We start from the raw sequence: 23,521 nt of genomic DNA, 5'->3' as shown, positions 1-23,521 counted from the left end.
ACCATGGCAACAGAGACCAAATACGAGGATGCCATCCGACAGCTGGAGGACATTGTCGAGCGACTGGAAAACAATGAACTCGACATCGATGAGATGTCCAAGCAGCTCAAGAAAGCGCAGCAACTCATCAAGCTGTGCAAGGATCGGCTCACCAAAACCGACGCCGAGATACAGAAAATCCTGGCCAACGGGTAGAAAACGGCGGCAATTGTTGCGATATATAATTATTATTCGTACTTTTGCCATGATTTATAAGCCGAACGTTTAAAGCAAAAAAGATATGAAAGAATTGGATTGGGCTAATTTGTCTTTCGGTTACATCAAGACCGATTACAACGTGCGCTGTTACTATCGGAACGGCAAATGGGGCGAAATGGAGGTGAGTTCGGACGAGTATCTCAAGCTCCACATGGCCGCCACTTGCCTGCATTACGGCCAGGAAGCCTTTGAAGGGCTCAAGGCATACCGCTGTCCCGACGGCAAGGTGCGCGTGTTCCGGATGGATGAAAACGCCGCCCGACTGCAAAATACATGCCGCGGCATTCTGATGCCCGAGGTGCCCACGGAGCTGTTCGAGGAGATGGTGAAGAAGGTGGTGCGCCTCAACCAAGAGTGGATTCCCACCTACGAGAGCGGCGCCACCTTATATATACGTCCGCTGCTCATCGGTACAGGCGCACAGGTGGGCGTGCATCCGTCCAAGGAATACTGCTTCCTCATCTTCGTAACACCCGTAGGCCCCTACTTCAAGGGCGGTTTCGCCAGCAACCCCTACGTCATCATCCGCGACTACGACCGTGCTGCACCGCTGGGCACCGGCATCTACAAGGTGGGCGGCAACTACGCCGCCTCGCTCAAAGCCAACCAGATTGCCCACGCGAAAGGCTATGCCAGCGAGTTCTATCTGGACTCCAAAGAGAAGAAATATGTGGATGAATGTGGCGCCGCCAACTTCTTCGGCATCAAGAACAACACGTATGTGACGCCGAAATCCTCGTCCATCCTGCCTTCCATCACCAACAAGAGCCTCATGCAGATTGCCGAAGACCTGGGGCTGAAAGTGGAACGCCGTCCCATCCCCGAGGACGAACTGGAGACCTTCGAGGAGGCCGGCGCCTGCGGCACAGCGGCCGTCATCTCGCCCATCTCCCATCTGGACGACCTCGACACGGGCAAGCAATACAACTACGGAACGAAGCCCGGCCCCTGGTCGACCAAGCTCTACGAGACCCTGCGCGGCATCCAGTATGGCACAATCGAGGACAAACACGGCTGGACAACCGTGGTCATCGACTAAGCGGAGGCGCGCCGACCGGTGCCCCCAGACCTCCGGGGCATGACCCCGACCCCCAAAAAGATACGCCTCCGGCTCCCCGGAGTGCAGCCACGACGGTGCAGACAAGCCTTGGAAAACACAGCAAACGGTGCTTCCGGCGGCTTGTCTGCACTTTCGTTTCAACTATCCGACTAAACCTTCAACACTGACAAACGCTTATGAACACGGAAACAACAATTCCTTTTGTCTTTTGGATCATCCCCCTGGCCTCGGTCTGCGCGCTGGCTATGGCCTGGTATTTTTTCCGCAGTATGATGAAAGAGGAGGAGGGCACCGCCCGCATGGCCGAGATTGCCCTATACGTACGCCGCGGTGCCATGGCCTATCTGAAACAGCAATACCGGGTGGTGCTCGTCGTCTTCCTGGTTTTGGCCATCCTCTTTGCCGTCATGGCCTACGGCTTCAACGCCCAGAACCCGTGGGTTCCCTTTGCTTTTCTCACCGGCGGATTCTTTAGCGGACTGGCCGGTTTCTTCGGCATGAAGACAGCCACCTACGCCAGTGCCCGCACGGCCAACGCCGCGCGCCACAGCCTCGACCGCGGGCTGCGCGTGGCTTTCCGCTCGGGAGCCGTCATGGGTCTCGTAGTGGTGGGGCTGGGTCTACTCGACATCGCAGCATGGTTCCTCGTCCTCACCTGGTTCTACAAGGGCGACAGCAGTGCCCTCATCACCGTCACCACCACCATGCTTACCTTTGGCATGGGTGCCTCCACACAGGCCCTCTTCGCCCGTGTAGGCGGCGGCATCTATACCAAAGCCGCCGACGTGGGGGCCGACCTCGTGGGCAAGGTGGAGGCCGACATCCCCGAAGACGACCCGCGCAACCCCGCAACCATTGCCGACAACGTAGGCGACAACGTGGGCGACGTGGCCGGAATGGGGGCCGACCTCTACGAAAGCTACTGCGGTTCCATCCTCAGCACGGCGGCTCTGGGGGCCACAGCCTTTGCCTCGGCGGCCGGCGACATGCAGATGCGCGCCGTCGTCGCCCCGATGCTCATCGCTGCAGTAGGGGTGTTTCTCAGCCTGCTGGGCATCTGGCTGGTGCGCACCCGCGAGGGGGCCACGATGAAAAACCTGCTCCACTCGCTCGGAATGGGCACCAACACGGCCGCCGCACTCATTGCCGTCGCCACGTTCCTCATCCTCTGGCTGCTGCGCATCGACAACTGGGTGGGCGTGGGCTTCTCCGTCGTCAGCGGGCTGACCGCCGGAGTTGTCATCGGCCAAGCTACCGAATACTACACCTCGCAGTCGTTCCGCCCCACGCAGGACATCTCCCGTTCCTCACAGACCGGGGCCGCCACGGTCATCATCAAGGGCATCGGCACGGGCATGATCTCCACCTGTGTGCCCGTGCTTACCATCTCGGCCACCATCTTGTTGAGCTACCTCTGCGGCAACGGCTTCGACATGTCGATGAGCGCTCACAGCATCCAGACCGGGCTCTACGGCATCGGCATCGCCGCCGTGGGCATGCTTTCAACGCTGGGCATCACGCTGGCCACCGACGCATACGGCCCCATTGCCGACAATGCCGGGGGCAATGCAGAGATGAGCGGGCTGGGTGAGGAGGTGCGCCGGCGCACCGATGCCCTCGACGCACTGGGCAATACCACCGCTGCAACGGGCAAGGGCTTCGCCATCGGGTCGGCCGCCCTCACGGCCCTGGCCCTGCTGGCCTCTTATATAGAAGAGGTGAAGATAGCCATGCACCGCGTGGGCGACACGATGACCAGCGTGGGAGGACAGACCATCGATGCCGCCCAGGCCACAATACCCGACTTCATGAACTTCTTCCAGGTGAACCTGATGAACCCCAAAGTGCTCGTGGGAGCCTTTGTGGGGGCCATGGCTGCCTTCCTGTTCTGCGGCCTTACGATGGGTGCCGTGGGGCGTGCGGCCGCCCGAATGGTCGAGGAAGTGCGCCGGCAATTCCGCGAGATACCGGGCATTCTCGACGGCACGGGCACGCCCGACTATGGCCGCTGCGTGGAAATCTCCACGCTCAGCGCCCAGCACGAGATGGTTGTGCCCTCGTTGCTGGCCATTGTCATCCCCATCGTCGTGGGACTGCTGCTCGGTGTGGCCGGGGTGCTGGGCCTGCTCGTGGGCGGACTGGCTGCCGGCTTCACGCTGGCCGTCTTCATGGCCAATGCCGGCGGGGCCTGGGACAACGCCAAGAAATACGTGGAGGAAGGCCATTTCGGCGGCAAGGGCTCCGACTGCCACAAAGCCACCATCGTGGGCGACACCGTGGGCGATCCGTTCAAGGACACCTCGGGGCCCTCGCTCAATATCCTCATTAAACTCATGTCAATGGTGAGCATTGTCATGGCCGGCCTCACGATAGCCTTCGCCTGAGACGGCCTGATTCGGGCCACATCCGGGCCTCAACCCATGCCGTTTGCACCGTCCTTTCACCCTGACGACGGTGCAAACGGCACTTTTTTGGCCATTTTCCGGGCAAATGTTTTGACGCTTTCACATTTAAGCCGTACCTTTGCATGCGGAAAGCAAACGGCTTTCTAAGGGGTGCCAGCCCGTTTGGGCGGCTGAGATTATACCCTCGAACCTGATCCGGATAATGCCGGCGTAGGTAAGATTTCATCCCTTTACGTATCATTGTTTCATCATTAAGGTATCCATGAACAAGCTGATTTGGACCTCAACGCTGGCATTGGCTGCCCTCGGCACGGTGCCCGCACAGGCGGCTGACGCAGACTCCATCATGCTGGCCGACCTGCAAGAAGTGGTCGTCAAGGGCGTGCGCGCCCAGCAAAACGCACCGTTTGCGGTGGCAAACCTCAACAAACAACAACTCAAGAACTTCTCCGCGTCGGGGCAGGAACTTCCCCTGCTCTTCGCCCAAACGCCCGGTGTGTTGGCGTGGAGCGAGAACGGCATGGGCATCGGCACCACCCACATGCGCATCCGAGGCGCTGCCGGCAGCCGCATCAACGTGACACTCGACGGCGTGGCCCTCAATTCACCCGAAGACCAGACGGTTTTCTGGGCCAACATGAACTCCTACGCAGCCCTGCTGGGCTCGGCGCAGATACAGCGGGGCATCGGCACATCGACCAACGGCGACGGGGCCTTCGGCGGTTCCATTTCGCTGGCCATGGCCGCCCCGAGCGAGGTGCCACGTCTCGAAGTGACGGGTGCCTACGGCAGTTACAACAGCTATCACACGGGGGCCAGCTTCTCCACGGGGCTGCTCTGGGGCCACCTCATCTTCGACGGGGCCTACCACGAGACGGGCACCGACGGCTACCTGCACGGCACGAGCGGCCGATCGGGCTCCTATTACGGCGAACTGACGTGGCTGGGCAGCAACTTCACGCTACGCTACAAGAACGTGGGCAACTTTGAAAAAACCGGCCAGGCCTGGAACGGCATCACCGCAGGCAACAGCGACTACAGCCTGAACAGCTACGACGGCATACGCACTTACAAGGACATGTACGCGCACGGGCTTGGCCGTTTCAACCCGCTCTACGAGCGGATGGTCTTCGACGACCATACGTGGGCCTTTGTCAAGGACGCCAACGGCAACTACCAGACCACACGCTACCAGCTCGACGGCGGCCGCTTGTGGGACAAGACCACCGACAATTTCTACCAGAACCACAACATTCTCTCGGCTACCTGGAAGCCCAACGCCCACTGGGCACACAACGCCGCCCTGCACTACACCTACGGCTACGGCTACTACAAAGAGTTCAAATACAACTATAAGTTTGCCAAGTTTGGCATCGTTCCCGTGCCGGCCGGCCAGCAGCCCGTCCCCGGACAAAAGCTGAAGCCCGCCGTGAAAAAGGGCGACTTCGTGCGCCGCAAGGGGTTGTGCCAGCACACCTACGGCCTGCTCTACAACGCCAACTACACCGACAACACGTTCGACATCCTCGGCGGCGTGAACCTGCAGCAGTTCCGCGGCAACCACTTCGGCTATCTGGACTACATTTCCTACGTGGGGCCGTCCGAGAAAGCCCTTGATTTCCTGCACCCTTGGAACGGCAACAAATACTACGACTCGGATGCCGACAAGAACGACTACTCGGCCTTTCTGAAAGGCACCATGCACCTCACGCAAGCGTGGGATGTGTTTGCGGACCTGCAATACCGCCACGTGGACTACAAGACCGACGGCATCAACGACCGGTTCTACCAAAAAGCCGACGGCACTTATACCAACCACGCGCTCGACATCGACAAGCACTACAACTTCTTCAACCCCAAAGCCGGCGTCACTTTCCACCGGGGCGGGCACCGCGCCTACGCCTCCGTGGCCTATGCGAGCCGCGAACCCGAGCGCAACAACTTCACCAACAACGGCTCCTACCCCGCACCCAACGCCGAGCACCTGACCGACTTCGAGCTGGGCTACAACTATGCGGGCGGCAACTGGCACGCCGGCGTGAACCTCTATTACATGGACTATAAGGACCAGTTTGTACAGACGGGGCAGAAGAGCGACATCGGCGAGTCGCTCACCACCAACGTGAAAAAGAGCTACCGCATGGGCGCAGAGCTGAACGCCGACTGGAGCCCCCTGTCGTGGCTCACCGTCATAGGCAACGCCGCCCTCTCGCAGAACAGAATCAAGGACTTCGACGAGGTGGTGGAAACCTACAATGCCGACTGGAAAGAAATGGCCCCCACCCCCGTGCACTATGACCATTCCACGCTGGCTTTCTCGCCCGCGGCCATCCTCAACGGCTTCCTCAACCTGCACTATCGCGGCCTGCAGGCCACCTGGCACACCAACTATGTGAGCCGCCAGTACCTGGACAACACGGCCAACCGCGACCGTTCGCTGCCCTGTTACACGCAGACCAACGTGAACCTGAGCTACACGCTGGGACTGTCCCGCCGCGTGGCCGGCATCAAGGAAGCCGTGTTCGGGCTCAGCCTCAACAACATCTTCGACCGTCACTATGCCGCCTCCGGCTGGGCTTACTCGGCCATCGTGGGCAACAAATACCCCGAACAGCACCGCTATTACCAGCTGGGCTACATGCCTATGGCCGGCTTCACGGCCATGGGGTACGTGACCATCAAGATTTAGCAATGCAAAATTCAAAATTCAAAATTTGGCTGCGCGGCGAAGCTGCCATCAAGATTGGAACAGATGGTTCTCTGTACTGTTCCATCATGAAGCCGATAGCAGAATACCGCGCAGCCAAATTTTGAATTTTGAATTATGAATTTTGAATTGCTAAGCCACTGTTTGCATGTAACCGCGCAGCGAAATTTTGAATTTTGAATGATGTATTTTGAATTGCTAAGCCTCGATCTCATCACCACCCTCCTCGGGCTGGCCTATATCCTGCTGGAGTACAAGGCGAGTGTGTGGCTTTGGCTGGTGGGCTTCGTGATGCAGACTCTCGACATCGTGCTCTACTACGACAAAGGACTCTATGCCGACTGCGCCATGGAGTTCTATTACATCGCCATGACCGTCTACGGCTTCTACGTGTGGACGCGCAAGAAAACGGGACATGCCATGCCCGAGACTGCAACGGGGCCATCATCGGAGCGTCCCGACGGGGCCATCACCCACTTCAAGCGCAGCCTCATCCTGCCTTGGATGCTCGCCACGCTGGCCATCTGGGCCTTGCTGTGGTACTGGCTGGTGCAGGTGGGGTCCACGGTGCCCGTGGCCGATGCCTTCACCACGGCCCTGAGTTTCGTGGGCATCTGGGCGCTGGCCCGCAAATACGTGGAGCAATGGCTCATCTGGATTGTCGTCGACGTGGTGACCAGCGCGCTCTATTTCTACAAGGACATCCCTTTCAAGGCCTCGCTCTACGCGCTTTACGTGGTCATTGCCGTCTTCGGCTACTTCAAGTGGCGGCGCATGATGGCACTGCAAAAGGTACACGCCGCGAGCTGACGGGCCGGGGGGCAAACCGTCCGCGGTGTTGTCGCGTCGCCGTTACACCGTGATCGCGCGGCCATTACGGCATAATCGCATCGCCATTACGGCGTGATCACGCGGCCGTTACGCCGTCATCGCGAGGCCCCTGCGGCGCAGTCGTCAGGCCGTCGCCCTACGGCAACGGGCGGCCCTGCCCGCAGCGGCGTCAACGCAGGGCGAAAAAGGGTCAACGACAGCAATTCGCCGGCCGATTATTTGCGCGGAACCCACATTTTCACTATCTTTGCAAACATGCGCGTGCACCCGGCATGCCATCTACCCCAACCAAACGATTTAAAAACTTATGAAACGATTTGCATTTAAAATGTACCTGAAGCCCGGCTGCGAACAGGAGTATGCCAAGCGGCATGCAGTCATCTGGCCCGAACTGAAGAAGATGATTACCGAGGACCAGGGCGTGAGCAACTATTCCATTTTCTGGGACAAGGAGACCAACTTGCTCTTTGCCTACCAGGAATGTTCCAAGGACACCAACTCGCAAGACACCACCGACGTGGATCCCATCACCCAAAAATGGTGGGACATGATGGCCGACATCATGGACACCCACCCCGACCATTCGCCCGTCTCGGTGCCCCTGCAGGAGCTGTTCCATCTGGATTGAGGCCGGAGCGCAGCCCCCGCTCCCGCCTCCTTTTCACACAGATTCCACGTCTTCCCCACACGGTTTTCGCGCATTATTCTCACAGATTCCACAGATTTCACAGATTCTTCTCTGTATTTTTCTCACGGATTCCACAGATTTTACAGATGCTACGCCTACCCATTGTGGGGAATACCTCCACCAAAGAACCGCCCGCCCAGCACCCGTGACCGGCCAAAGGATATTGGCGGGCGGGCGGGATATGCGGCGAAGAATGCCCCATCGGGGCATGCAGGCCGGTATGAAGGCCGGCCACTACAGTCGCAGCGGAATGCGCGACAAAGGAGAGAACACCTGCGGCATAGGCGTAGAAACAAGTGTTTTGTGCCACAGACAAGCACCGATAACCACAGATGCGCCACGTTTTGCAGCATTACATTCCCATCAGGGCCCCTATGCAGCATCTGTGAAATCTGTGGAATCTGTGAGAAAAAACACCAGGAATCATCCGTGAAATCTGTGGAATCCGTGAGAAAAACACAGAGAAGAATCTGTGAAATCTGTGGAATCTGTGAGAAAAAAAGAAAAGACGACGACACCCCACAGTGCCCATCTGTGGCAAGAAGAGGCTGGAGCGACCGCCACAAACGGCAGCGGTGCGGAGCAGCCCAAGGGAGCCGCACCGCACCGCGCACTTTATTTCTTGACGAAGACTATCTTCTTGATGCCCGTGATGCCGCGCGAGGCACGGGTCTGGGCGTACCGATTGAACCAGAAATCGTCCACTTCGTTGCCGTTGGTGGCCTGCAAGTAGCCCGTGAAAGAGCGGTTATTCAGGTTCAGATCGTCGTAGGCGATGGTCATCACATAGTCTGAGGTGGTGCCGTTAGCGTTCACTTCCTTGTAGGTCAAGTAGATATTGCCCGTCTGTGGGTCGATATACCAGGTGAAGTTGCGCTGCAGTTCCAGCTTGTCGTTGGTGGGATTGAAGTCGTACTGCGTGCCCGTACCCGAAATGCTTTGGGCATTATACTGCTTGAACTCTATGTCCGTGCTGTAGGCCATACTGTCGATGACGGTGCCGTTAGCGTCGAGTGCATAAGCCATCATGTTGCCACGCCACTGCCCTGCCAGCGTCTGAGCCATCGCAACAAAGAAGTCTTCGTTGCTCACCTGCTCGTCGGAGGGGCGGTTGTTGTAGTTGTTTCCCCACGTCCAGCCATCGTCCCAGCCGCCATACCACGGGTCACTGTCACAACTCCCAAGGAGTGCGGGTACAGCCAGCATCAGTCCGACTGCCACCCAAATCTTCAGTTTCTTCATATCGTTTTACTTTTCAAAGTTGCGTTTTTGTCCGGCGTGGGTGTCGTCGGAGGCCCGGGTGGACTTGGCATAGCCGCCGCCCCACGGCCAGTAAGAGGTGCGGGCCAGATTCAGGTTGGCCACAAACTTGCCGTTGTAAGTCTCCAATTGCCCCACCAGGCTGCTGTCGCTCAGGCGGTAGTTGCGTATCACCAGCTCGTCGCCGTTGGCATAATGCAGATAGATGTTGCCGTAGGCCACCTCCCATCTGAAGTCATAATACTTGTAACGGCTGCTCCAAGCCCTCGGGTCGTAGTCTATCTCCACGCCCTGTCCACTGGTTCCTATCCCGGTGTCGCCGTTGTAGTTCTCGAACCGGAACTCCGTTTCCCACTCGGCATATTCGTCTCCATAGACCGTGGAATAATACTGCCCGAGCGACCCGTGCCACGTGCCGTTGAGCGTTGCAGCCCTGTCCGCGTCGTCCGCCGGCTCGCAGGCGCTGAACGAGAGGGCCAGCACGGCCAGCAGAAGCATGGTCAAATGTGTAGTCAACTTTTTCATGTTACAGTGCTTTTTGTTGGTTGTTGCTGCAAAATTAGCGGTTTCCCAAGAATGCTGCAACGTAAAATGGATATTCTTCCGTGGGTTTTCCCTATCTCGTGCAGGGGAAACCCTAAATAACTTTAATTCTTGGAAAAACCGCAATCGCCGCTCCGCCGACTCCAAATCTTTTTTTGTACTTTTGCCCTACAAAGTGTCAACGAACTTATAAAAAAGATAAAACATTAGAACGACAAGGAAATGAGAACTGTTTACGAATTCGCTGTCAAAGACAGAAAAGGTAAAGATGTATCCATCAAGGAGTATGCCAACGAGGTGCTGCTCATCGTGAACACTGCCACGAAGTGCGGTTTCACGCCCCAGTATGAGGAGCTGGAGAAGCTCTACGAGACCTATCATGCACAGGGTTTCGAGATACTGGACTTCCCCTGCAACCAGTTCGGGCAGCAGGCTCCCGGCACCGATGAGTCCATCCACGAGTTCTGCAAGCTCACCTATGGCACGGAGTTCCCACGGTTCAAAAAGGTTAAGGTGAACGGCGGCGACGCCGACCCGCTCTTTCAGTTCCTCAAGTCGCAGAAGGGATTTGCCGGCTGGGACGAGAGCCACCCCATCTACCCCATCCTCGACAAGATGCTCTCCGAGGCCGATCCCGCCTACAAGGAGTCGGCCGACATCAAGTGGAACTTCACCAAGTTCCTCGTGAACAAGAAAGGCCAGGTGGTGAAACGCTACGAGCCCACCGAGAAAACAGAGCACATCAAGGCCGACATCGAGGCACTGCTGGCCGAATAAGCAGAAACTGGCACGGTCTTTGCCGATAAGCAGGAAGTGAATATTGTACAAACATTAAAATATTTTAGCAGACTCTTGAGTATATGGAACATACCAAATGCTTGATTATCGGTAGTGGCCCCGCCGGCTATACGGCTGCCATCTATGCCGGGCGCGCCGACCTGCAGCCCGTGGAATACTGTGGCCTACAAACGGGCGGACAGCTCACGCAGACCACTATTGTAGAGAACTTTCCGGGCTATCCCGAGGGCGTGGACGCCAACCAGATGATGATGGAACTGCGCCGACAGGCCGAGCGTTTCGGTGCAGACGTGCGCGATGGCATCATCACCGACGTGGACCTGAGCCGCAAACCCTACGTGGCAACCACTGACCGCGGCGTGCAGATCGAGGCCGACACCATCATTGTGGCCACCGGAGCCTCAGCCAAATATCTGGGACTGCCCGACGAGGAGAAGTACAACGGGCAGGGTGTGAGCGCCTGCGCCACCTGCGACGGCTTCTTCTACCGCAAGAAAGTGGTGGCCGTGGTGGGCGGTGGAGACACTGCCTGCGAGGAGGCCACCTATCTGGCCAACCTGTGCAGCAAGGTCTACATGATTGTGCGCAAGCCTTATCTGCGCGCGTCGGACATCATGCGCAAGCGCGTGGAGGAGAACGAGAAGATCGAGATACTCTACGAAACCAACACGCTGGGCCTCTACGGCGAGGGCGGTGTGGAGGGCGCACACCTTGTTCACCGCAAGGGAGAGGCCGACGAACGCCGGTACGACCTGCCCATTGACGGCTTCTTCCTGGCCATCGGACACAAGCCCAACACCGACATCTTCCGCGGCAAGCTCGACATGGACGAGACCGGCTACATCCGGGTGGAGGGCGACACGCCCCGCACCAGCGTGGAAGGCGTCTTCGCCGCCGGCGACTGCGCCGACCCCACCTACCGCCAAGCCATCGTGGCCGCCGGCTCGGGCTGCAAGGCTGCCCTCGAGGCCGAACGCTGGCTCAACCGATAAACCGGCGGAGACAACGGGCGGCATGCGCTGCAGCGGTGCTCTCCCGCAGTCGGAAAACCTTTTCCAAATCGCGCAATCTGCAAGGATTGCGCGATTTTTTATGCCCCATTCTCTTGCAACCGACCGTTATTTTACCTATATTTGTCCCATGAAACTCTGCCTCCTCCCCCTGTCGCTCGCCTTGTTTGCCCCCGTCTCCGGCCAGGCCCAAGTGCTGCGCCCCGCAATGATTCCCAGCGACTCGCTGGGCGTGCTCATGCTGAAGCCCGTCACGGGCTCCGTAGACGTGGTGACCGAACAACGCATGAACAAAGGCCTCGTCACCAGTTCGCTCAACGCCCTGAACGGTCAAGCGGCCGGCGTAAACATCTCGTCGGGCGAGAACCGCATGGCGCAGCTCAGCTCCGTGCGCGTTCGCGGCACCACCTCGCTCACCGGTGGCAACGACCCGCTGGTCATCATCGACGGCGTGTACTCGGATCTTTCCACGCTGTCGAGCATCTATCCGGCCGACATCGAGAGCTTCGCCATCCTGAAAAACGCCGCCGAGACGGCGCAATATGGCTCTCGCGGCGCCTCGGGCGTGATTCAGGTCACCACCAAGAAAGGCAGCGGCGCACAGTTTCATATCTCTTATGACGGCAACATCGGCTTTGAATCGAAATACAAAACCATCGACATGCTCGACGGGCCAGGCTACACCGCCACGGCGAAGTCCTTGGGAGTCAGCTACAACGACGGCGGTTACAACACCAATTTTCAGGATGTAGTGACCAGAACGGGCTTTGTCATGAACCACCATGTGGCGTTCAGCGGCGGCAGTGAGAAGTCGAGTTACCGCGCCTCCATCGGTCTGATGGATCACCATACCATCCTGCGTGTAAACGAATACCAGAACTATGCCGCCAAGTTCGACCTGTCGCAAAAAGCTTTCGACGACCTGCTACAAATCGATTTCGGTATCTTCGCCTCCTCACAGAAGAACAAATATCCTTTCAACGAACAACAACTCTTCTACAGTGCGGCTACCCAAAACCCCACTTTCCCAGCCGGAACCAACGCCGCCGGCAAATGGGACAGGAATGGAACCGCCTCGCAAATCGCCCCGCCCGCCGCCCTGCTCAAGGAGAAAAACGACGAACGCAGCCAAAATGTAAACGCCCATCTGAGGCTCGATTTCGACCTGCTGGGCATCGTTACAGGCACTCCCGCCCACAAGGGGAGCACGGGAAACGAGGCCCTGCACCTGAAGTTCTTCGGGGCATACAGCTACAATTCGCTGGAAAACGCCATTTTCTGCCCCACGTGGGTGTGGGCGCAAGGCCAGGCCTACCGGGGAGAACACAAAACTGAAGACTGGCTGGGCAACGCCATGCTCACGTATGAGAACACGTGGGGTGCCCATCATCTCGGGGCCACACTGCTGGGCGAGTACCAGAAGAGCAACCGCAGCGGATTCTGGACACAGGTGAAAGGATTCACCACCAACGCAATGGGCTATGACAATCTGGGGGCGGCATCCACCATTCCCTGGGGCGGAACCGGCTCCGAAGCCGCCGCGCCGGCCCTCGCGTCACTGATGGGCGGAATCTCCTACACGCTTCTCGGTCGCTACACGCTCGACGCAAACCTGCGCGCCGACGGCAGCTCCATGTTCGGAGACCACAACAAATGGGGCTACTTCCCGTCGGTATCGGCCTCTTGGAACATCGCTGACGAACCTTTTTTTGCCTCGTTTCGGCCCGGCATCGGGCTGTTCAAGCTGCGCGTGGGCTACGGCCAGTCGGGCAATCTGGGCGGCATCGACTCCTACAACTCCCTCAGTCTGGTGAGACCCACAGGCACGGTGTCGGTGGGTGGAACGCCTACAACCACAATGGGACTCTACCGCAACGCCAATCCCGACCTGAAGTGGGAGACGCGATCCACACTGAACGTGGGTGCCGACATTGGTTTCTGGCACAACCGAATCGTGCTCACCGCCGAGTATTACTACTCCAAAACCACCGACATGCTCTACCAGTACGACGTGCCTGTACCGCCATTTGTCTTCGACAAGATACTGGCCAACCTGGGCAGTATGAGCAATCAGGGACTGGAAATAGGCCTTGGTGTCACCGCCATCAAGAAGCGCGACGTGGAACTTAACGTCAATCTGAACCTCTCTTGGCAGAAGAACAAGCTGCTCTCGCTCTCGGGCGACTACAACGGCACACGGCTTTCGGCATCCGACATCACGGCTATCGGCTCCCTCAACGGTGCCGGATTCCACGGCGGCAACAACAACATCGTGTATCAGATTGTGGGGCAGCCGCTGGGCGTTTTCTACCTGCCCCACTGCACAGGACTCGCTCGAAACGCCGACGGCTCCTATAGTTACACCATCGCCGACCTGGACGAGAACGGACGTATCAACATCGAAGATGGTGGCGATCGCTATGTGGCGGGCCAGACTACGCCCAAGTGGACGCTCGGTTCCAACGTCAGTCTGCGCTACAAGGCATTCGACATCTCGCTGCAAATAAACGGTGCTTTCGGCCATAAAATCTACAACGGCACGGCCCTGACCTACATGAACATGTCGAGTTTCCCCGACTACAACATCATGGCCAAGGCCCCGGGACAGAACATTCAGGACCAGACGGCCACCGATTACTGGCTGGAACGGGGCGATTATCTCAACTTGGACTACCTCACCGTAGGCTGGAACGTGCCCGTAAAGTCGCGCTATGTCAGCGGTCTGCGCCTCTCGGCCTCGGTCAACAACCTGTGCACCCTCACTTCATACAGCGGCATCACGCCCATGATTAACAGCTATATCGTGAACGGCACGCTCGGCATCGACGACAAACGCAGCTATCCTGCCTACCGCTCCTACAGTCTGGGGCTGAGCATTCAGTTCTGAAACTTTCCTCCATGACCCACCAACCAATCCCCATACACCTCATGCCCATCCGACATATACTCCCCCTGCTGGCAGCCTCCGTGCTGCTGACCTCCTGCCTGAAAGACGAGCCCAAGGGCCTGTTGCCCGAAGCCGAGGCCTACGACAACGCCGCCAACCTCTACAACAACGCCGTTGCCACCTTATATAATTATATAGGAGGCACCGCCGACTCGCAGGGGTTGCAGGGCACCTACCGCGGCGTGTACGACTATAATACCTTTACCACCGACGAGGCCATCCTCCCCACGCGCGGCGGCGACTGGTTCGACGGCGGCTTTTGGCAGAACCTTTACCTCCACTCCTGGACGGCCGCCGACCTGCCTTTACGCAATACTTGGGACTATCTTTACAAGGTTATCATGCTCTGTAACCACTCGCTGGCTCAGATTGAAGCGAACAAACAGCTGCTCACCACGGCCCAGCAGCAGTCCTACCGCGCCGAGGTGACGGGGCTGCGCTGCCTTTTCTACTACGAGTTGCTCGACCTTTTCGGCCGCGTGCCAATGGTAAAGACCGACGGAGCAGCCCTCAACGACATGGTGCAAGTGGAGCGCAGCGTGCTCTTTCGCGACTTGGTGGAGGAGCTGCAAGCCTGTCTGCCCTATCTCGAAACCGGCCGCAGCAACTGGGAAGGCACCGACTACGGCCGGCTGACACGCCCCGTGGCCCAATTCCTACTGGCCCGTCTGTTGCTGAATGCCGAGGTCTATGCCGACGACAACTGGACCGACGCCCAGCGGCCGCGACATCACTTTCAGCGTGGAGGGACAGACGCTGAACGCCTGGGAGGCCTGCATCTATTACTGCAACCAGCTGGAGGCCGCCGGCTATCGGCTGGAGACCGACTATGCTACGAACTTCGCCATACACAACGAGAACTCCTCGGAAAACATCTTTACCATCCCGATGGACAAGATAAAATACCAGCATCAGTTCTGGAATCTCTTCCGTTCGCGCCACTATGCCCACGGCTCGGCCATCGGCATGGATGCCGAGAACGGCTCGTCGGCCACGCTGGCCACGGTTCGCGCCTATGGCTACGGCACCGACAGCCTCGACCATCGCTACGCCCTCAACTTTTATTCCGACACGGTTCGCGTGGACGGCAGCATCGTGCGGCTCGACAACGGCGAGGCACTGGTCTACCATCCACTCGTCATGGCCCTCAACCTCACGGGCTCGACCTACGAGAAGACGGCCGGCGCCCGCATGTCCAAATACGAAATAGACCGCAAGGCCCACGCCGACGGCAAGCTGCAGGACAACGACATCGTGCTCTTTCGCTTTGCCGATGTGCTGCTCATGCGGGCTGAGGCGCAGGTGCGCAACGGCGACAACGGCCAAGCCGACCTCGATGCCGTGCGCACCCGCGCGGGCATGCCGACGCGCCCTGCCACACTTGCCAACATCCTGGCAGAGCGGCGGCTGGAGCTGATGTGGGAGGGAAGCCGGCGGCAAGACCTCATCCGTTACGGCCTGTTTGCCGCCGCCTACGACCTCCGTCCACAGCTCGACGGCGAGGCTTCGGGCTACACCACCGTGTTCCCCATCCCCTCCAAGGCCATCGAACTCAACCACCGACTCACACAAAACGCGGGCTACCACCATTAGTCCGCACCGCCTCCACCCTGTCTTCACGGCATACGATTTGTCAGGCAAAAGCCGCTTTCGCCAAACAAAACGGCGATTCGTTGCGGTCTTTTGCCTTTTTTCGTTACCTTTGCACCGCGATACAGGGCCACCCTCCGGCGCGTCGTCGCAAATCCAGATTAGCAACAAACCCTACAAATATGAGACAGAAGAAATTCATACTCCAGGAGAAAGACATCCCCACGCAGTGGTACAACATCCAGGCCGAGATGCCCAACAAGCCGCTTCCCCCGCTGAATCCGGCCACCAAGCAGCCGCTCAGCGCCGAGGACTTGGCCCATATCTTCAGCCTTGAATGCTCCAAGCAGGAGCTCGACGCCGAGCACCCGTGGATCGACATCCCCGAAGAGGTACAGGAGAAATACACCTTTTACCGCTCCACCCCCTTGGTGCGCGCCTACGCTTTGGAGCAAGCACTCGACACGCCGGCCCACATCTACTTCAAGAACGAGTCTACCAACCCGCTGGGTTCACACAAGGTAAACTCCGCCATTCCCCAGTGCTACTACTGCAAGCAGGAGGGCGACACCAACGTAACCACCGAGACCGGCGCCGGCCAGTGGGGTGCCGCGCTCTCGTATGCCGCCCGGCTTTACGGCCTCGAAGCCGCCGTTTACCAAGTGAAGATCACCCTGCAGCAGAAGCCCTACCGCTCGATGATTATGCGTACTTTCGGCGCAACGGTCGAGGGCTCACCCTCCATGTCGACCCGCGCCGGCAAGAACATCATCACCGTAGACCCCAACCATCCCGGCTCGCTCGGCACGGCCATCTCCGAAGCCATCGAACTGGCCACCACCACACCGGGCTGCAAATACACGTTGGGCTCGGTGCTCAACCACGTGGCCCTGCACCAGACGGTCATCGGACTGGAAGCTGAGAAGCAGATGGAGATGGCGGGGGAGTATCCCGACAAGGTGATTGCCTGCTTTGGCGGCGGTTCCAACTTCGGCGGCATCGCCTTCCCGTTCATGCGCCACCTGTTCGACGGCACCCACAAGAACACTGAATTCATCGCCGCCGAGCCCAACAGCTGCCCCAAACTCACGCGCGGCAAGTTCGAGTACGACTTTGGCGACGAGGCCGGCTACACGCCCCTGCTGCCCATGTACACGCTGGGGCACGACTTCAAACCGGCCAATATCCATGCCGGCGGCCTGCGCTATCACGGCGCCGGCGTGATTATCTCCCAGCTTATCAAAGACGGTTACATGCACGGCGTGGACATCCCGCAGCTCGAGACCTTTGCCGCCGGCGTGCTCTTTGCCCAGACCGAGGGCATCGTTCCCGCCCCGGAGAGCTGCCATGCCATTGCCGCCACCATTCGTGAGGCCCAAAAAGCCAAGGTCGAGGGCAAGTCGCCCGTCATCCTTTTCAACCTCTCGGGCCACGGACTCATCGACATGCCGTCGTACAACAGCTACATCAACGGCGACTTGACCAACTATATGGTCTCCGATGAAGAGATTGAACGCAACTTGGCCAAGGTGCCGCAGGTGTAGAACCCAAGCCATGCGGCCAGGCAGACAGAGGCGGAACTCTGCTGCCTGGCCGCATGTTTTTTATCGGACATAGCCTCCAAACACTCCGGCAGACACGCAAGTGTCTGCCGTTTTCATTCCCCGAAACGAGACGGAGTGGCTGTCTCCGCAATACAGCAACACGGCGGCCGCCCGTGGGCGGCCGCGTGCAATTACTTCTTGCGCAGCACCACCTGCTGCGAACAGAAAGTATAGGCGGCATCGAGCACCTCGAGCAGGCTCGGCCAGTTAGCGGCCGGCTCCAGCTGATGCTTGTACACCTTTCTGACCGTGAGCACGAGCTTGTCCCCGTCGATCCGGGCGGCGGCCTCGAAACTGCCAGTGGCATTGTCCACATGGGCGCTGAGCCGCTGCAGGCTGGCGGCGTTCACCATGTAGCCGGCAGGGAGCTGCAGGTTCACCTCCACCTCGTAAGTCTTGGCAAAGGCACGCATGATGTCGCAATCGCGCGTGCGTTCGCGGCCCTCAATATGGATGTGCCGGCCCAGCAGCTGCCCGATGGACACCACCAGATTCCGCCCGGCTGTCTTCACCATGCCGTCCATCTGATAATCGACGGTGTAGGCCAAGGGGCCGCCGTTTTCGCCCACCAACTCCACCTTGGTGCCTGTAATGGCCACGGGGGCGCGGTCGTGATACTGCGTCACCTCGTCCCTGAAGTTGTCGGCAATGCGCTTTTCGCTATTCTTCATGCCCTCGGCCGCCTTGTCTTCGGCGTTCTTGCCCGTGAAAAAGTCGACATAACGCGTGTAGCCGTAGGGCTTGCCCCAGCCCCGCATAATCTCGTCGGGCGTGGCATAGTCGTCAATGAGTCCCTCCTTGCAGCAACCCGTGTACTCCGATCGGCGGCTGATGTTGAGGTGGCTGCCGTCCACAGTGGCCCGCACGGCGACACGCTCCACGTTGTCCTGGGCCTGGCTGACCGGGGTGACAGCCTGTTCAAACGGGCCCTTGGCATAGTTGCCCTCGCCTGTATAGACGGAGGCCGCACGGCCTTGATACATGGACGGTATCATACTGGCACTCGCGGCGTAGCCCAAGGGCAGGTAGTAACGGCCGCTCTTAAGCCGCAGGGCCCAGGCCGCATTGCCGTAGCTGATGAGCTGGCCGAGGGGTTCCTTGAGCCAGCTGGTGACGAGCACGTGATCCATTTTCACGCCGCACTTCTTGAGAATGTCTTCCAGCGCGCACGGCAGGTCACGGTAGTCCAGATAATCCTGGCGGTTCACCAGCGAGGACATGACCATGAAATTGTAGACATGATCGGCCTTGGCCTCGTCGGAATCCAGCTTCTTGGCCTGGCCTATCACGTTCTTCAGATACTTGTTGAAGCTCCACTTACCCTTGTTATAGCTCTTCCACCAATTCCAGGCGTCCTCTTGAATGACGGTGGCGTCGGGGTTGGCGTGCAGCCCTTTGTCCTTGGTGCTCTTGGGCAGATAGCCCAGATCCACCTTGCCCGTCACGTAGAGCAGCGTGATGGGCGACATGCTGATGCTGTTGTAACCGTAGTCGGGCTGGGTGCGGTCCACGTTTTTCACCTCGGCATCCAGCACCACGTTGCCGTCTTCATCGGTCGAAGCCGTGAAGTCGGGGGCTCCGTTGAGCGTGCGGTACTGGGTGCAGAACTTGCGGTCGATGACACAATGCACCCGGTAGGAGAGCATGGGATAGTCTTCTTCAAACACAAATCTCATCGGGTCCACGTTCTCTTCCTTCACCTTGCTCTGGTAATAGGAGAACACGTCGATGAGGTCGCCCACCTGCAAGTTGGGCACGGCGAGCTTGGCTTTCTTCTCTTGTCCGCGCTTGCCTTCGGTCTCCGACACGTAGTCGTCGCCGCTCACCTCGGTTTCGCTGCCGTCGGGTTTGATGACGCGCACGCCCAGCACGTTGCGCACGTCGTCGGTGCCGAAGCCCGTGTTGAACTGCCGCCGGTAGGTGGAATAGTCGAAAGTGGAGAACTTCTCCAGCGAGGCTTTGTCCTGAATCTTCACCAGCATGCGTCGCAAGTGCCCGCTGTTCACCTGCTTCACCGAGTAACCGCTGGAGTAAATAGAGAACTTTCGTTTTTGGTCCACGCTCACTTCCTCGTAGGAGGCGAGTATCACGGCCGACTCATTCTTGTACTTGGCCGGCACGCTACGCGTCTTGAAGTCAGGCATGTCTCGGCTCCACACCTCTTTGCGCACCTGGGCGGCAAAGGCCTTGTAGTCGTCGTTGTCGAAGGCCCAGCCCGTCAGACAAGTGGCGAGGAGCACAAGGGTAATCATGGCTTTTCTCATCATGGGAGTTGATGTTAGGTAATAAATGATAGCTGATGGTTGTTCTGTGGGGTAAATTGCAGAGGGGCCGAGACCCCGCCGGGCCGTCAGTGTCTGAGCACCAGCTGGCGGTTGCAGGCATCCTGCCACCGGCTGATGGCCGTGTTCCAGGCCGGAATCTCGGCGCGGGGTATGCGGCGGCGGTTAATCTGCATCTTCTGGTGGTAGACAATGCGGCCTCCCTGCCGGCTGAACGTGCAGCTCAGCACGCCGCCGGGCAGGGTGAAGGTGGCCGGACGGGGCAGCTCGGCCACGCGGAAGCCGGCGGGCAGGGTGAGCACGGCCTGGCGCACGATGTTGCAACGCACGGGCAGATAGTAGTCGCCCACGCGGTCGGTGGTGTCTATCCGGCTGTCGAAGAGGTTGTTGTGAGGGTTCAGTTCCACATACACTTCGCCGTCCACGCGCTGCACGGCGGCCGTGTTGCTCACGTTGCCCTCGAACCGGGCCCACTCCTCGCGGGGGTCGCGGGCAATCCATTTCACGCCGCTCACGGCCATGCTGTGGTTGTCGGCATTGAGGTTGGCCCCCAGCATCTCGTCGTTATCCTTGTTGCCCGCCTTCTCGGCCGAGGTCATGAACCACTCTTTCATGTCGCCGCGCAGCTGGTAAATGGCCTTGCCCACGAGGGCATCGCCCTGCAGCCGGTACTGGTAGCACAGGCTGTCGAGGGAACTGTCGGCCGGGCGCACGGGCACCGTTTGGAGCAGAGGCTTGGGCCCGTCCTCGATCATCGCCTGCGAACCCTGTATGTGTTGCGGCACGTAGGTGTAGGGCACGTACTTGCAGGTGGCGTCCAGATAGTAGTCGCGCCCCTTGTGGCGCACGGTGCAAATGGCGTGGTTGGTGGCGGCCAGCGTGGGCGCCTCGGTCACAGTGCAGGGTACTTCGTCGGTGCCGATGTCGGTAAGGCGGGCGTCGAAGCCCTCGGCGCGGAGCAGAGTCTTGAGCAACAGGGCCATGCCCTTGCAGTCGCCATAACGCTTGCGCAGCACCTCGGCGGGGGTGTCTGGGCGGAATCCAGACATGCCGGCCTCGAAAGCCACATATCGGATGTGGTCCTGCACCCAGTGATAGGTGTTGCTCAGCCGCTCCTCGTCGGTCTTGCAGCCGGCCGTGATCTCCTTGACCAGGGCCTCCAGACCGGGCACCGCGGTGTCCACGGCCGACATCTGGGCCGACCAAGTGTAGAAATCGTCCACACTGGGAAACGAACCCAGCACCATGAGATAGGGGAATACGTTGGAGGCCGGCGGCGTGTTTTCCTCGTCTTTCATGCGTGAGGCATGGTCGATGGTGTAGGTATAGACCTCGGCATCGGCCGTGGAAGTGTGCGAGGCGGCGATGGGATAGCCCGCAAAGTTCATCTCCTTGATGCGGTAGCCCGACAGTGCACGGGGAATGGTGACGGTCACCGTCTTGTGCCGGATGAAGTAATCGTCGAGCAGATAAACGCGGGTAAAATACTTGATGTCGGTAAACGTGCGGCTCCAGCTCACCTCGCCCGTCTTGCCTTTCTTGCGGATGGGACAGGTGATGAAGCAGCCCTTGCTGTCATCGTAGAACACGTTCTCGGGCGTAACGTTCTTGTAAGTCTTCGTGCCGGGTGTGGAAACGCGTCCCAGCTCGATGTTGTCGCCATAGAGGGCTACGGTCTGGGCCGTCACCCCGACCGCCGACAGCGACTCGTAGGTCACGCTCGTCTTGTTCTTCACAACGGGATGGCCGCCGTCCATCTGCAGGATGTACTGGTCTTCACAGTCAGCAATCACGATTTTGTCGTCCCATTGCTGGGCACGGGCTCCCAGTCCGCCGAGCAGGGCCAGACCGAGGAGAATGATTTGTTTCATTCGTTATTTGTTTCAGACAAGTTACTCTTTGTTACGTGCAAAGATAGGCGTTTTTTTGACAAGTTGCACTCTTTCTCCCACTTTTTTCCCCATTTTTTTCGTCAGAAGCCCCCTCGGGCCATGCCGCGTCCCAGCCCTCGCACCCTTTTGCATGTATCTCCGCCTCTATGCCGACATGAGAAATGAAACAAATATTCAAACCATCAAAAGACAATACACAAGCCATCAAAACACAGAAAACCGAGAGACAACCATACAACGAGGCATGATGAGAAGGCGGCAACAAAATGGCAGCATCATCCTGACACGACAACCGCCCAACCACAACGCCGTAATCGCCCTACGATTACGGCGTAAAGCCCTCGCGATAACAGCGTAAAGGCAATGCGATAACGGCGTAATCATCACGCGGTTACACCGTAACACCAACACGTCGACTGTGCCGTGGCCGGGCAACAACAGTGCCACGCCCTCCCCTGTCATCGCCCTTATCACAGCCTATCACCTCTTATCCCCTCCTATTCAAGCCCACTCCCCAACCCCCAAAAGCACCCCGCAACAGTCTGTCATCGCCCTTATCACTGCCTATCACCCCCTATCCCTCTCCTATCTAAGCCTATCTCCCAGCCCCCCAAACAGCCCATGGCCCCTCACCGGGGCCTCAAGCCACAGAAATCTACCGCACCACAGAGCCGGCAAACAGCCTGGAGGCAATGCGAAATATAAGAATAAGGTATGGAAGAAAGACCGAACCGCGCCTCGTGCACCGTTCAGTCAAGTCATTATTGCATCTTGCTGTAGTCGTCGCTCTCGAGCAACTGGGCGATGGAGACCGAGGGATGGCTGTGCATGTAGCGGGCCACCATCGTGGTATAGTCGGTCCGAAACAGCTGGTTGCCCAAGGCCTTGTTCACCACCCACATCACTTTGCCCATGTGAAGGTCTTTCTCCAGCTGCGTGCGCGAGTCGTAATTGTCCATCGGGTAGAGGCTGAGCAGATAGAAAGAAAGGCAATCGGGCACGATGTAGCAACGGCCCATCGTGCGCAATTGCTCGGGCGAGTAGCCATAACGCTGGTAGATGGCATACCTGGGGCCCATGTATTTGTCGAGCGAGATGCCAATCATCTTGTCGCCAACGACGATGCTCTGGTTCAGCGCGCCTATCTGGGCGTACACGCGCGGCAGGGGCATCGTGGGCAGCCACTCCTGCAACCGGCCGAAGCCGTGCTCCAGATCGCGGTTGATGTCGTCCATATTGGCATACTCGGATTCGGCGTCGTTGATGAGGGTCTGCAGGGTGGAGTCCTGATAAAAGCGCAGGAAACGCTCGTAGATGTCGTGGTCGCTCACCTCGCCAATCTGTAGCATTTTCTCCACCAAAGTACGCGTTTCGATGGGGTATTCCATGTTCATTTGCTGCAGGGCAGAGAAGTCTCCCGTGATGAGATAACGGCTCTGCAGCCGGTCATATCGTTCCACCTTGATATGACTGGCATCTGCTTCATCGTCGTTGGGCTTGAGTTTGAACTCGCACGCAACGCAGAAGAGCATGGCTAAAAGCAATATGTAATAAACCTTGCGTACCAAATCTTTCGTCAAATATACGTGCAAAAGTACTAAAAAACATTTTAAACGCAAAGGAATAAGCTAAAAAACTTAAATATT

Annotated in this window: 15 protein-coding genes and 1 pseudogene; 11 read left to right on the top strand and 5 right to left on the bottom strand. The window is 58.5% G+C overall.

What is annotated here, in order from left to right; all coding sequences use genetic code 11:
* Window positions 1-3: 3 nt before the first annotated feature.
* The 6 genes from xseB (at window position 4) to rhaM (ending at window position 7,889) form a co-directional block, all read left to right on the top strand.
* Window positions 4-195, top strand: coding sequence for an exodeoxyribonuclease VII small subunit (gene xseB / locus PREDE_RS02210; RefSeq protein WP_005843745.1), 192 nt, complete (start codon window positions 4-6; stop codon window positions 193-195).
* Window positions 196-280: 85 nt separating this feature from the next.
* Window positions 281-1,297 (top strand): branched-chain amino acid aminotransferase, encoded by a 1,017-nt coding sequence (locus PREDE_RS02205; protein ID WP_005843747.1) that lies wholly within the window; start codon window positions 281-283, stop codon window positions 1,295-1,297.
* A 197-nt stretch (window positions 1,298-1,494) separates the two neighbouring features.
* The gene (locus PREDE_RS02200; protein WP_005843748.1) at window positions 1,495-3,702 is read left to right on the top strand and encodes a sodium-translocating pyrophosphatase; all 2,208 of its coding nucleotides are present in this window, start codon (window positions 1,495-1,497) and stop codon (window positions 3,700-3,702) included.
* 283 nt (window positions 3,703-3,985) lie between these two features.
* Window positions 3,986-6,412: a TonB-dependent receptor gene (locus PREDE_RS02195; RefSeq protein WP_005843749.1), complete on the top strand. Its 2,427-nt coding sequence runs from the start codon at window positions 3,986-3,988 to the stop codon at window positions 6,410-6,412.
* 198 nt (window positions 6,413-6,610) lie between these two features.
* Window positions 6,611-7,240: a nicotinamide riboside transporter PnuC gene (gene pnuC, locus PREDE_RS02190; protein ID WP_005843751.1), complete on the top strand. Its 630-nt coding sequence runs from the start codon at window positions 6,611-6,613 to the stop codon at window positions 7,238-7,240.
* 328 nt (window positions 7,241-7,568) lie between these two features.
* Entirely contained in the window at window positions 7,569-7,889 is a 321-nt protein-coding gene (gene rhaM, locus PREDE_RS02185) for an L-rhamnose mutarotase (protein ID WP_005843752.1), read from the top strand.
* A gap of 675 nt (window positions 7,890-8,564) precedes the next feature.
* Here the strand turns inward: rhaM and PREDE_RS02180 are convergent.
* Complete coding sequence (locus PREDE_RS02180) at window positions 8,565-9,191, bottom strand: hypothetical protein (protein WP_005843753.1); 627 nt, start codon at window positions 9,189-9,191, stop codon at window positions 8,565-8,567.
* Window positions 9,192-9,197: 6 nt separating this feature from the next.
* Window positions 9,198-9,734, bottom strand: a complete 537-nt coding sequence (locus PREDE_RS02175) for a hypothetical protein (protein WP_005843754.1) — start codon at window positions 9,732-9,734, stop codon at window positions 9,198-9,200.
* A gap of 240 nt (window positions 9,735-9,974) precedes the next feature.
* On the opposite strand from PREDE_RS02175, the gene PREDE_RS02170 reads away from it, so the two are divergent.
* From PREDE_RS02170 to PREDE_RS02150, 5 genes and pseudogenes are all read left to right on the top strand, one after another.
* Entirely contained in the window at window positions 9,975-10,529 is a 555-nt protein-coding gene (locus PREDE_RS02170; protein ID WP_005843757.1) for a glutathione peroxidase, read from the top strand.
* Window positions 10,530-10,612: 83 nt separating this feature from the next.
* Window positions 10,613-11,542, top strand: a complete 930-nt coding sequence (gene trxB, locus PREDE_RS02165; protein WP_005843759.1) for a thioredoxin-disulfide reductase — start codon at window positions 10,613-10,615, stop codon at window positions 11,540-11,542.
* A gap of 148 nt (window positions 11,543-11,690) precedes the next feature.
* Window positions 11,691-14,447 carry a SusC/RagA family TonB-linked outer membrane protein gene (locus tag PREDE_RS02160; protein WP_005843763.1) on the top strand — a complete coding sequence of 919 codons (2,757 nt, stop codon included), beginning with the start codon at window positions 11,691-11,693 and terminating at the stop codon, window positions 14,445-14,447.
* 41 nt (window positions 14,448-14,488) lie between these two features.
* Window positions 14,489-16,100 (top strand): annotated as a pseudogene (locus tag PREDE_RS02155) (RagB/SusD family nutrient uptake outer membrane protein).
* A 179-nt stretch (window positions 16,101-16,279) separates the two neighbouring features.
* On the top strand, window positions 16,280-17,641 hold the full coding sequence (locus tag PREDE_RS02150) for a TrpB-like pyridoxal phosphate-dependent enzyme (RefSeq protein ID WP_005843770.1): 1,362 nt from the start codon (window positions 16,280-16,282) through the stop codon (window positions 17,639-17,641).
* 191 nt (window positions 17,642-17,832) lie between these two features.
* Here the strand turns inward: PREDE_RS02150 and PREDE_RS02145 are convergent, their stop codons facing one another.
* From PREDE_RS02145 to PREDE_RS02135, 3 genes are all read right to left on the bottom strand, one after another.
* Window positions 17,833-19,968, bottom strand: a complete 2,136-nt coding sequence (locus PREDE_RS02145; protein ID WP_005843772.1) for a DUF3857 domain-containing protein — start codon at window positions 19,966-19,968, stop codon at window positions 17,833-17,835.
* Window positions 19,969-20,051: 83 nt separating this feature from the next.
* Complete coding sequence (locus PREDE_RS02140) at window positions 20,052-21,854, bottom strand: transglutaminase domain-containing protein (protein ID WP_005843774.1); 1,803 nt, start codon at window positions 21,852-21,854, stop codon at window positions 20,052-20,054.
* Window positions 21,855-22,636: 782 nt separating this feature from the next.
* Window positions 22,637-23,407 (bottom strand): gliding motility protein GldB-related protein, encoded by a 771-nt coding sequence (locus PREDE_RS02135; protein ID WP_044126757.1) that lies wholly within the window; start codon window positions 23,405-23,407, stop codon window positions 22,637-22,639.
* Window positions 23,408-23,521 lie beyond the last annotated feature (114 nt).

The sequence above is a fragment of the Prevotella dentalis DSM 3688 genome (genome assembly GCF_000242335.1).
Lineage (GTDB): Bacteria > Bacteroidota > Bacteroidia > Bacteroidales > Bacteroidaceae > Prevotella > Prevotella seregens.
Note: the sequence above shows the minus strand (reverse complement) of the source record. Positions and strands in the feature narration are given on the sequence as shown.